Here is a 10653-nt window from a genome sequence, read left to right on the forward strand (position 1 = left end):
ATGATCGATGGGGAAACAACGAGCCATAATCGACTCATTGCTGGAATTATAGGAGTGGGTTGAACAAGTAGAACAGCCTCTCAAAGAAGCGATTACTAAGGTTTCTTTGCTCCCACTGTTCTAACTCTACAGAGTGGGATGAAGCGATATAAGATTTCTGCAGCTCAGACAGTTTTTGCGTGAAATGCACATCATCCACAGCCAGAGTCACTTCAAAGTTGAGCCACAAACTGCGCATGTCGATATTGACGGTTCCGATCAAGCAAAACTCTTCATCGATCACTACCGATTTGGTATGAAGAAGGCCACCGTAAAATTCATAGATCTTCACGCCAGCTTCAAGCAACTCGGTATAAAACGCACGAGAAGCCCATTTAACCATTAGTGAATCGTTATTGTGTGGAATGATCAGTTCTACAGTTACGCCGCGTTGAGCTGTCATCTTAAGTGTTTCGAGTAAGTCAGCACTTGGCACAAAATAAGGTGTAGTAATACGTACAGAATGATTCGCTTGATTGATGGCGATGGTCAGTACTTGTAAGATCAAATATTCCGGCATGCCAGGGCCAGACGGCACTACTTGAACCGGATGATGTGTCATGATTTCTTCAACTGGGCATTCAGGTATATCAGGGAGAATGCGTTCACCAGTCTCAACTTCCCAATCCCAGCCATGAATAGCGGATAACACATTAACGGTTGGCCCAGTCACTCTGACCATTACATCAATCCACTGACCAACGCCGGAACTTTGTTTGAAGTGAGCAGGATCGACCATGTTCATTGAACCCGTATAGGCGATAGTCTCGTCAATCACAATGATTTTGCGGTGTTGTCTTAAATCTAGGCGACGTAAAAAAATACGCCATGGGCTCACTTCTAGTGCTTGTACGACTTGAACGCCTGCGTCCTTCATCATTGACTGCCAGTGGCTTTTGAAAAAGCGAGGGCTACCGGCTGAATCGAGCAAAACTTTAACATCTACGCCACGTTTTGCAGCGCGAATCAGCGCAGAGGCAACCGAATCGGTCAGGCCACCTGGATGCCAAATATAGAAAACCATCTTGATACTGGTTTGTGCATTTTCTATATCTTCGATAATTGCGTGTAGGATCTCGTTTGGTGAAGATTGCAGCGATAGAGTGTTTCCACTGAGTGCAGGGATGCCCATTCGATTGTTACAAAGCTCGTCAATCTTATGGATAGGGGAGCCGACTTTCCCTGGTTGGTGAAGTTGGCAATCATTCAATTGACGGAACCAGTCGCCGAAAGGGGTAAACATACGATGAGCGCGTTCAGCCCTTTTTCTGCCTAGGTTTAGCTCACCAAAAAGGAAGTAACAAGCTACACCAACAATCGGGATAATGTAGATAACCATTAGCCAAGCAAGAGAAACGCTGACAGAGCGTCGTTTTAGTACAACACGAAACGTCACACCGGCTACGAGAACCCAGTACAAAACAACAGAGGCCAAAGTTAAAAAATGATAAAGCTTATCCACATTGAATACTCGAAAAAAGAGACACTTAGATAGTAATGCTATTTAACGGATATGGGAATTTAAGGAATCAACTATTTACAAAATAGAGCAAAAGATGTAAATAGGTTAAAGTTGTTAAGTTTTGGTCAACTTAAGAAGAAAACGATTGTTTTGTATGAAAAGTCGGCATTTAACCATAAAAATTTACATCTTTAACGAAATTTGTACGGTATGCACTTCCAATTTTATTCTTAAACTGGTTTACTTGCTAGACAACGAGCGTCAATCAAATCTTTTAGGTGTGTAAATTTATTTATACACCTTCCTTTTAAAGACGCCACCCAAAGCAAAACACAACATCACATAACACAAAAGTTTGGAGTACACGTGGCTACTAGTAATACAACCACAACACCCCGCGATACCTGGGGTTCGAAGTTAGGATTCGTAATGGCTGCAGCAGGTTCTGCTGTTGGCTTAGGTAACATTTGGAAATTCCCATACACAGCAGGCGAAAGTGGCGGTGGTGCATTCGTTGCCATTTACCTGTTTTTTGTAATTTTTATTGGTTTCAGTGTCATGCTGACTGAATTTGCGATTGGCCGTCATACGCAAAAATCAGCAGTAGGTGCATTTAAAACAACTGACCGTCGTTGGACGTTCGCTGGTGTTATCGGCGTATTCAGTGGTCTACTTATCATGGGTTTCTACCCAGTAGTAGGCGGTTGGTCAATCGCATACATCGGTAAAATTGCAGGTGGTCTTCTAGACGCACCAGAAGCAATTGGTGATAGCTTTGGTGGCTTTATCTCAAACCCAGTTCAACCACTAATGTGGATGGGCTTATACCTACTACTTAACGTTGTTATCGTTATGAAAGGTATCTCTGGTGGTATTGAGAAAGCAGGTAAGATCCTGATGCCGCTTCTTTTCATTATCCTTATTGTAGTATCAATCAAAGGCATTATGCTTCCGGGCGCGATGGCTGGTCTTGAGTTCCTATTCAGTCCTGACTTCTCTAAAGTAGACAGCAATGTAATCCTAGCCGCTCTAGGTCAAGCATTCTTCTCTCTAAGTCTTGGTATGGGTTGTATGATGACATACGGTTCTTACCTTAAGAAGAAAGAGAACCTAGTTCAGACAACAGCAATGGTAACCGCAATGGATACTGGTGTTGCTATTCTAGCTGGTGTTGCAATGTTCCCTGCAATGTTCGCGTTCGGTATGGAACCTGCAGCGGGCCCTGGTTTAGTATTCGTTGTTGTTCCTCAGCTATTCGCTGAAATGGGCGGCGTAATCGGTCTTCTATTTGCTCTTATGTTCTTCGTTGGTTTGAGTGTTGCGGCACTAACATCTTCAGTATCTCTACTTGAAGTTGTGGTTTCTTACCTAATCGATGAGAAAGGCATGAAGCGTGTAACAGCGGTACTGTCTGCAAGTGTTGTAATGGCGATTCTATGTATCTTCGCTTCTCTATCACTTGGCGGCTTCGGTCCAACACTGTTTGATACTGGCGCGTTCGACATTTTCGACCTACTAACGGATAAGATTTTCCTAGCGGTTGGCGGTATGTTGGTATGTATCTTCGCTGGTTGGAGACTAAACCGTGCAGACCTAGAGAAAGAAATCACTAACGACGGTGAAGTCTCTTTCCCACTATTTGGTCTATGGTACACACTAGTTAAGTACATCATCCCTGTAGCTATCGCAATCGTTGCGTTCATGGGTATCTCTTCTGGCTTCGATAGCGGTAAAGGTGCAATCATGCTACTAGGTATTGGTATCATTGCTGGTTTTGCGCTGATTTCTAAGAAGTTCTAATCGCAAGATAAAGTAATTTAATAAACGGGAGCTCATTAGCTCCCGTTTTTTTATGTCTGGAACTTAATTATCTAAGAAAAATAATCATTAAAGGTATCCGTCTGATAGCCGATATAAATGGAACGAATAGCTGTTAGAGCTATATTTTGATTTAGGTAGGTGTTGTGTGAAATTGTCAGTGAGAAAGAAACTGTATGCCGGTTTTGGCTCTATATTGGCGGTGCTTGTCACGTTAGTCAGTATTGTATGGATAGAAGTTATTGGCGCTCATAGAAGTGCTGATGAGATCAGAATGGACGATGTACCGGGCACTGTTACCTATCTTGTTCTGATAGATGAAGCTGGAGATGTCTACCGAGATGCGCTGGGTGCGATCATTCAGGTTGATAACGCGCTGAACGATTATCGAACCAATAAGAACGAATTTGCTCAAGCTATCGAGCAGGCTAAGCGTTTGGAGAGTAGAGGTTCGGAAGACCACCGCCGTATTCAGCGAATTGAAGACTTGATGGGGCGTTTCACTCAAGAGTTTGAATCAAAGCTTGTGCCGAAGATCAATGATGAAGCTGCGCTACTAGCCAATATTCAACAGCTACGATCTTTGTATGAGAGCAATCTTATCCCTATTGAGAACTTACTGGATCAAGCGTCAGCAAGTGAGCGCGCAGATACAGAACAGTCACTACTGACACTAACCGACACGTTTACTACCATCGAGCGCACCATCATGGTGTTGTCTGCTATTGCGATTGTCTTTGGTTGTGTGATTGCGTATCTATTGTCTAGCTCTATTACCAATCGTCTTACTCGTGTAGAACAAGTAGCACGACGTGTAGCAAATGGTGACCTAACGGCAGGCGACATTATTGATGATTCTGGTGATGAATTGGCTGAACTGGCTAAGTCGATTAACCAGATGCAGAAATCACTAGTAGACCTATTAGGTTCAATCTCGTCTGTGACTCACCAAGTCCAATCGGTGACAGGGGAGCTCTCTTCTATTAGCCAAGACATCGTTACTGGTGCATCAGCTCAAGCAGACAAAGCTAACTTGATTGCAACGGCTGCTGAAGAGCTAAGCTTGACCATTTCTGAAGTGGCGCAGCAAGGTACTTCAACTTATGAAGAAGCACGTCGCTCAGAAACCTCTGCAGAAGATGGCCGCAACGTGATTGTTGAGATGGTGGCGAGTATTCAACAAGTGTCGACTCAAATGAGCGATATGTCGTTGCAAATGAATACTCTAGGTTCTCACGGTGAGCAGATTGGTAGCGTTATCAAGGTAATCGAAGACATTGCTGAGCAAACTAACCTGTTAGCTCTTAACGCTGCAATTGAAGCGGCACGTGCAGGCGAGTTTGGTCGTGGTTTTGCTGTGGTAGCCGATGAAGTGCGAGCGCTAGCAGAAAGAACAACCAAAGCGACACGAGAAGTCTCGGGCATCATTCAATCGATTCAATCGGGCACTCAAGAAGCGGTGACTTACACTCAAGATAACTGTCGTTTAGTTGAGATTGGTGTTGAGCAAAGCTCAGGTGCTGTTTCGGCTCTAGAAGCGATTGTGAGCGGTGCGGGCAATGTACAAAGCATGGTTAACTCTATTGCGACTGCGGCAGAAGAACAGACGGCTGTGACCAAAGAAATTGCAGCGGACATTACCGCGATTAGCGATATCTCTGAGCAATCTCTGCAGCTAGCAACTCGTAGCTCCGAAAATACATCAGGCTTGAACGCTAAGGTTGCTGAGCTAGAAGCATTAGTTGGTAAGTTTAAACTGGGGTAAAGCGGTAGCTTGGTTCTATTTACCTATTGGTAATCGAGTAAAGACCACGCACTGATCGCTAGTTGCTGAAAAGAAGCCCAACGATTCAATATTTATTGAGTGAGTTGGGCTTTTTCGTAGCTGGAATCTGGGTTCAGACGAGGTATACTCCACGTTCTACAATGGAGCTAGCCTTTAATGTTCGATATTCTTCTGAACCACTCTGATTTTTTACTTATCAATAAGCACCCTGGAGTCAGCGTCCACAAAGACGATGGCGATACCATGTTGCTTCAAGAAGTTGCTAAGGCAATTAATGAGCCTAAGCTGTATCTCGTTCATCGACTAGATAAAATGACTTCGGGCATTCTGCTGCTGGCAAAAAATGCGTCGGCGGCGAGCGAGCTTTCACAGCTATTTGCAAAGCGTGAAGTAGAGAAATACTACCTTGCGATCGGTTCTAAGAAGCCAAAGAAAAAGCAAGGTTTGATCTCAGGAGACATGGAGCGTTCACGACGCTCAAGTTGGAAACTTCTGACATCCAAAGAGAGCCCTGCGATTACTCAATTTTTATCAGCAACGGCTGAACCCGGTGAGCGTTTGCTTTTATGTAAACCCTATACGGGGCGAACTCACCAGATCCGTGTCGCGATGAAGTCGATTGGCTCAGCCATTGTTGGTGACCCTATTTATAATCCATCGAGTGAGGCTGACAGAGGTTATCTGCATGCTTTCGCGATTCGATTTATCTATCAATCACAAGCCTACGAATATGTCTGCGATCCAAGAAGCCTAAACTCCTTGGGTGAGAAGTGGCATCAGGAAACCGTGTCGAACGGTTTGGACAGTAGGCTTGAACCTTGGTCATTAACTTGGCCAAAGCTAAACACTAAGTGAGTGAAATAATGGAAGCATCAGCTTTACCTCTGTTTTTTAGTCATATTGAACAGCAACTTAATGAAGTACCAAACGAGCTACGCCGTATTTTCCACGGGCGCGGTAAGTTTTGGCCTGGTCTAGAGCAACTGACATGTGACTGGGTTGATGGACAACTACTGGTTAACGTGTTTAAAGAAGTAGACGATGAATTCTTGTCATCTCTTAAAGTCGGATTGGTTGAACTCACCAACAAAGATATCTGGCAATCAAAGCAGGGCACAAGCATTGTTCTGCAACACCGTTATGCCGATGGCGCGCCTTCAGAGGTTCTATGGGGCGAGTTGAATGACTCTCCGGTTGTGGTTGAGCACGGTCTTAAGTACCAATTAGACATTGGCCGTAATCAGAACTTCGGTTTGTTCCTAGACATGCGTAATGGCCGTCAGTGGGTACAAGATAATGCCAAGGATAAGAACGTTCTTAACCTGTTCGCATACACTTGTGGTTTCTCTGTTGCGGCTATCGCTGGTGGCGCTCGTCAATGCATGAACGTGGACATGTCACGTGGCTCGCTAAACAAAGGCCGCGATAACCACCGTCTGAATGAACACGATATGCGCTCGGTTAACTTCCTTGGCTACGATATTTTTAAGTCGTGGGGAAAAATCAAGAAGGGCGGCCCTTACGAGCTCGTTATCATCGATCCGCCTTCGTTCCAAAAAGGCAGCTTTGCTTTAACTAAAGATTACAAAAAGATCTTACGCCGTTTGCCGGAGCTTCTAACGGAAGGCGGTGAAGTGATTGCGTGTGTGAACTCACCAGCAGTCTCACCAAACTTCCTGATTGAGACGATGGCAGAAGAAGCACCAAGCGTTGAGTTCATTGAGCGTCTGGACAACCCGCCTGAGTTTGTCGATGTCGACCTTGATTCAAGCCTAAAGGTTCTTAGATTTCAAAAACTTAATTGATATATCTTGATTCGATAGTGAAAAATAAGCCCCACCCTAAATTTAGGGTGGGGCTTATTTTTCTTCGAAGCAAAAGTTTAGAGTTATCACCCTACTTGATTTTATTTTAGAGCTCACGTGTTGTTTTTTTGTGATGGATGCCTCATGTTTGTAACAATTAAAACTTGGTCAAACCTTAGTCATATACGCCTGGTTTATGTGTGCTTGATAACTTATTGTGCGCATTTTAAACTTTCCCTGATTACAAATTAACCCCTATTGATTTAAGTGTTATTAATTTAATGGTTTTGTTTGATGTTGGTTCATTTTAAATACTTATTTTTCGACAATTATAAACTGTTAATAATTTGTCTGTAATCATATAAATGAGTAATATCTTGTTAACTTTATTTACGGGGTGAAATTCCGTATGAAAACAATCAAACTACATGGAAAATTAACTATGCTTACAAAACTATTCGTTAACACCAAAATCGCGCTAGAAAACTACAAAAATAACGAACAAGGTGTGACAGCTATTGAATATGGTCTAATTGCGGCTGCTACCGCGGTTGTTATTGGTGCTGCTATGACCCCTGTTGGCGCTCAACTAAAGTCAATTTTTAACGATGTTATTACTGCTTTAGGTGGTACAGCAATTTCTTAAATTATGATCTTAGAATACGGGTGGCTAGTTATCTTAGCCACCATTTCTCTAATTATAATGTATAAAGACGTTAAAAATAGAACGATTTCCAACCTGGAATGTATTCTTGTATTGATAGTGGTCTTCCCTTTTTTTTTGTTGTATGGGGAATCCATCTCATTACTTTACGCTTTAAGCATTGTTGTTATTGGTGTGGTTCTCAACCAATTGTCTATCCTTGGTGCTGGTGATACAAAGTTATTAGCAGTTTACTCATTCGCCATCAGACCTGATTATTTATGGCCGATATTGTTCTTAATAGTATGTATCGGTGGCTTATTATCAGTGGTGTATTACGTATATGGGCGATTAACCAATATAGAAGAAGCAAAGCAAAGAGGAGTTCCTTATGGCGTTCCTATTTGTATTGGCAGTTATTTAGGTGTGCTAGCCTCGTTATAAGGTCAACAAAGTGAAAAAAAACATCATTCTTGGTATGGCAGTCATCGCTATATTATTTGGCTTATATGGTTTGGCTGGTAGCTTATCGAAACAAGATCATGAGTCGACAACGATCAAAGAAAAAGAAGAAGTGACGGTCCAGGTATGGACACTTTTAGAAAATGTAACAAAAGGTCAACATGTTGAGCGTAGCCAACTAAAGCTACAACGTATTCCTGAAAACGAAGCAAACACAAAAGGTGTCGTAAGCGACATTGATTTAGACTTTGTTCCAGGCTCTGTTTATCGACAAAATATTATCGAAAATTCAGTGGTATTCCCTGAACTAATAATTAATCCTGAGCAAGATGGTTACGTAGAGTTGGTTATTGCACCAAATCGCGTTCCATATGCAATTAAAACGGAAGCCGAATCAGTAGTTGGTGGAATCATAACGCAAGGCACTTTGGTCGATATACTCTCTATTTCGACGCCAGATACTTTATTAGTGGAAACATCAAGTAACCGTAAGAACTCGGTGTCTGTGACTCCTATAGTTATGGGAGTTAAAGTCCTTCAAGTCAATAAGCAGCTTATTGAAGCAAGCAGAACCTTACCTGAATCGACTGAAATCCGATTGATTGTTGAACTTACTCGCAACCAAGTCGCCAAATTAACAATTGCCAAACATATTTCGTCATTGGAAGTTCATAAATCGATTGGTGAATACCAAAAATCAGACTTGCAGGCAGATGCAGGGGATGTTTTACCGGGCTTTAAATCGATCGTTGAGTTTAGAGCAAATCAAATCGTTGTAAATTAAAGCTTAGGTTACTATGCGTTTAACATTTTTTAAATGGCTACTTTGTATGTTTGCCAGCACTCTATCATGCTCAGGATTTGCTCAATCCATCACAAATTTATCTAAAGGTGGGATGCAAACTATTACGGTTCTAGCTGATATCCAATCAGTTTTTATTTCTGACCCTGAAATTGCGGATTATCAAGTAATAGATGAACGTAAAGTGGTTGTCTTCGGAAAAAAACTTGGGCGAGCATCGTTAGCTATTTATGGTGAAGAGGGTAAAACATTGGCTTCTCGGAAGATCTGGGTTAACCCGAGTCTCGACCATATTCAACAACAAATACAAATATTGCACCCAAATGCGCAAGTCATCGCAGCAAATATTGGGGAACAAGTTGTTTTATCCGGAGTTGTTGCAACCGAAAACGAGCGCGACAAAATTAATGAGTTAGTTGGTACTCTTTTGGAAAAATCAAAAGAAGAGTACAAGCTAGAGTGGGACCTCGGTGATGACGAAACTCAAGAAATACTATTTATGAAACGCAACTATTTCGAAGGGGTTGTAAACAACATCGAAGTTTCGACGGTAAAACAAGTAAATGTGAAGCTGTCAATTGCAGAGGTATCACATTCATTTCTTGAAGAATTTGGTGTGAGCTATGGAAGTGAAGGTGCCGGGGTTGGTGTTTTTGTCGACAAGCTGACGAGCTTTAGTGCTTCTGACATTGTCTCTGTAATCACTGCGATTGGTAACGATACGGTAGGTCAAATCCTAGCTGAACCAAACCTTTCGGTTATTTCTGGTGAAACTGCGAGCTTTTTAGTTGGTGGTGAGCTTCCCGTTGTTACTGTTGTCGATGGCACAACCAATGTTGAATACAAAGAATTTGGTATTCGTTTAGAGTTGGCAGCCAAAGTTCACGATGACGATAAAATCACGTTGGCCCTAATGCCGGAAGTCAGTTCATTGGACACTCAATACAGTAATGAAACGTACGACCTGCCAGCACTAAAAACACGTCGAGCTAGAACAACAGTACAACTTGGTGATGGGAAAAGCTTCGTTTTAGGTGGCCTACTGAGTACCGAAGACAAAGAGTCATTGAGCAAGGTCCCATTCGTAAGCGAAATCCCTGTGTTGGGGGCCTTATTTAGAAATACGGGAACTGAGCGAAGTAAAACAGAATTGGTAATCGTCGCAACTGTGAATTTAGTGAAGCCAATCGAACCTAACCAAATACAACTGCCTACGATGAGAAAGACAACAACTTTGGAGCGTTTTTTCGTTATCGAAAATCAATATGAGCAAGCGAGCTCGATTTGGACTCAGGAAGTGTTGGCTTCAGGAGGATTCCAAAAATGATTATTAAAATGCATTTAAAGGCTCTATTTGTCGGTGTACTTGTTGTCGTTTCGAGTGGATGTGCGGAAAAGGTCCAAGAAAGGCGCGGTCAGTCGATTGAAGTCATACCCGTTGAACATACATACTCGTTTATCATAAAGAAAACAGGTCAAACAAAAGTAGAAGTATTTGAAATTATTGATGAAAATCTTGATGTACTGATTGAGAAAGGTAGCCAATTAGTCTGGCGCACACAGCAAGGAAAGCAACTAGCAGACCTTGCGGCTGAGTATATGAGAAGTAAAGGAGTCAACAGTAAGCTGATTTCCTTAGAAGGAACTGATACGCCTAACGAACGCCTATTTGATTTAACATTACGCTACACCCAATACAAAACTGTAACGAAGGTTTGTACCTATGAATCGATAGGTCGCTTTGGATATGGAGAAACCGGATGTTATGCTGATAATGCAAGATGGCAGTCCATGGTTAACCCTGAAAAAATGCTAAATAGTGTGCGATAGACGGTG

General features: G+C 42.4%; 10 protein-coding genes. 9 read left to right on the forward strand and 1 reads right to left on the reverse strand.

Annotated features, from left to right (window positions below):
- Window positions 1-46 precede the first annotated feature (46 nt).
- Complete coding sequence (gene cls, locus AB4154_RS16870) at window positions 47-1501, reverse strand: cardiolipin synthase (protein WP_017065339.1); 1455 nt, start codon at window positions 1499-1501, stop codon at window positions 47-49.
- A 366-nt stretch (window positions 1502-1867) separates the two neighbouring features.
- Between cls and AB4154_RS16875 the strand changes: the two genes are divergently transcribed.
- The 9 genes from AB4154_RS16875 to AB4154_RS16915 all read left to right on the forward strand — a co-directional run bounded on the left by AB4154_RS16875 (window position 1868) and on the right by AB4154_RS16915 (window position 10647).
- A complete protein-coding gene (locus tag AB4154_RS16875) occupies window positions 1868-3301 on the forward strand; it encodes a sodium-dependent transporter (RefSeq protein WP_050543975.1) in 1434 nt (477 codons plus the stop codon).
- A 166-nt stretch (window positions 3302-3467) separates the two neighbouring features.
- On the forward strand, window positions 3468-5084 hold the full coding sequence (locus AB4154_RS16880; RefSeq protein ID WP_372123632.1) for a methyl-accepting chemotaxis protein: 1617 nt from the start codon (window positions 3468-3470) through the stop codon (window positions 5082-5084).
- 177 nt (window positions 5085-5261) lie between these two features.
- Window positions 5262-5960 (forward strand): TIGR01621 family pseudouridine synthase, encoded by a 699-nt coding sequence (locus AB4154_RS16885; protein WP_372123634.1) that lies wholly within the window; start codon window positions 5262-5264, stop codon window positions 5958-5960.
- 8 nt (window positions 5961-5968) lie between these two features.
- Window positions 5969-6910, forward strand: coding sequence for a class I SAM-dependent methyltransferase (locus AB4154_RS16890; protein ID WP_136974646.1), 942 nt, complete (start codon window positions 5969-5971; stop codon window positions 6908-6910).
- 442 nt (window positions 6911-7352) lie between these two features.
- On the forward strand, window positions 7353-7556 hold the full coding sequence (locus AB4154_RS16895; RefSeq protein WP_136974645.1) for a Flp family type IVb pilin: 204 nt from the start codon (window positions 7353-7355) through the stop codon (window positions 7554-7556).
- Window positions 7557-7559: 3 nt separating this feature from the next.
- On the forward strand, window positions 7560-7997 hold the full coding sequence (locus tag AB4154_RS16900; protein ID WP_136974644.1) for a prepilin peptidase: 438 nt from the start codon (window positions 7560-7562) through the stop codon (window positions 7995-7997).
- Window positions 7998-8007: 10 nt separating this feature from the next.
- Window positions 8008-8799 carry a Flp pilus assembly protein CpaB gene (cpaB, locus tag AB4154_RS16905; protein WP_136974643.1) on the forward strand — a complete coding sequence of 264 codons (792 nt, stop codon included), beginning with the start codon at window positions 8008-8010 and terminating at the stop codon, window positions 8797-8799.
- 46 nt (window positions 8800-8845) lie between these two features.
- Entirely contained in the window at window positions 8846-10144 is a 1299-nt protein-coding gene (locus AB4154_RS16910) for a type II and III secretion system protein family protein (protein WP_136974642.1), read from the forward strand.
- Window positions 10141-10647: a hypothetical protein gene (locus tag AB4154_RS16915; protein WP_017065348.1), complete on the forward strand. Its 507-nt coding sequence runs from the start codon at window positions 10141-10143 to the stop codon at window positions 10645-10647. Before AB4154_RS16910 ends, AB4154_RS16915 begins: the two co-directional genes overlap by 4 nt.
- Window positions 10648-10653: the final 6 nt, after the last annotated feature.

It is taken from the genome of Vibrio sp. 10N.286.51.B11 (assembly GCF_041469245.1).
Lineage (GTDB): Bacteria > Pseudomonadota > Gammaproteobacteria > Enterobacterales > Vibrionaceae > Vibrio > Vibrio crassostreae_C.

Bases quoted from the DNA above. Each gene is read 5' to 3' on its own strand.
- AB4154_RS16885 (WP_372123634.1), top strand. From the start codon at position 5,262: ATGTTCGATATTCTTCTGAACCACTCTGATTTTTTACTTATCAATAAG.
- AB4154_RS16890 (WP_136974646.1), top strand. From the start codon at position 5,969: ATGGAAGCATCAGCTTTACCTCTGTTTTTTAGTCATATTGAACAGCAA.
- AB4154_RS16895 (WP_136974645.1), top strand. From the start codon at position 7,353: ATGCTTACAAAACTATTCGTTAACACCAAAATCGCGCTAGAAAACTAC.
- AB4154_RS16900 (WP_136974644.1), top strand. From the start codon at position 7,560: ATGATCTTAGAATACGGGTGGCTAGTTATCTTAGCCACCATTTCTCTA.
- AB4154_RS16910 (WP_136974642.1), top strand. From the start codon at position 8,846: ATGTTTGCCAGCACTCTATCATGCTCAGGATTTGCTCAATCCATCACA.
- AB4154_RS16915 (WP_017065348.1), top strand. From the start codon at position 10,141: ATGATTATTAAAATGCATTTAAAGGCTCTATTTGTCGGTGTACTTGTT.